1 protein-coding gene is annotated in these 704 nt (G+C 64.3%); it reads right to left on the minus strand.

What is annotated here, in order from left to right:
• Positions 1–704: amidohydrolase family protein (locus EN893_RS36480; RefSeq protein WP_164901519.1), on the minus strand; the 704-nt coding region annotated here is incomplete at both ends.

The raw sequence follows: 704 nt of genomic DNA on the forward strand, positions 1-704 counted from the left end.
CTCCAGATGCGGGCATGCAGCGGGTTGAAGCCCATGCGATAGACGAGTTCGGCGGGGCGCTCGATGTTCCAGATCGCCAGGTCGGTGGATTTTCCGACCTCAAGCGTGCCGGTTTCTCCCAGCAAACCAAGCGCGCGGGCGGCCTCCCGGGTGACGCCGGCAAGGCATTCATCGACGGTCAGGCCGAACAGGGTCGCGGCCATGTTCATGGTCAGAAGCAGTGAGGTCAGCGGCGAAGTGCCGGGATTGTTGTCGGTGGCGACAGCCATCCTGACGCCGTGCTGGCGAAACAGGCCGATCGGCGGCTTCTTGGTTTCGCGAATGAAATAGTAGGCGCCGGGCAAGATCGTCGCCACGGTTCCGGCCTTGGCCATCGCCGCTGCACCGGCATCATCGGTGTATTCGAGATGGTCGGCCGACAGCGCACCGTAACGGGCGGCGAGTTCGGCGCCATGCAGGTTGGACAGCTGGTCGGCATGAAGCTTGACCGGCAGGCCGGCCGCCTTTGCCGCAGCGAAGACGCGCGCCATCTGTTCCGGCGAAAAGGCGATGCCCTCGCAAAACCCGTCGACCGCATCGGCCAGCCCCTCGGCGGCAATCTTTGGAAGAATCTCATTGGCGACCAGATCGATAAAGGCGTCCTTGTCGCCCTTGGCTTCCGGCGGCAGCGCGTGAGCGCCGAGGAAGGTGGTGCGGATTGTCAC

Source organism: Mesorhizobium sp. M7A.F.Ca.CA.004.04.2.1, assembly GCF_004022825.1.
Classification (GTDB): Bacteria; Pseudomonadota; Alphaproteobacteria; order Rhizobiales; family Rhizobiaceae; genus Mesorhizobium.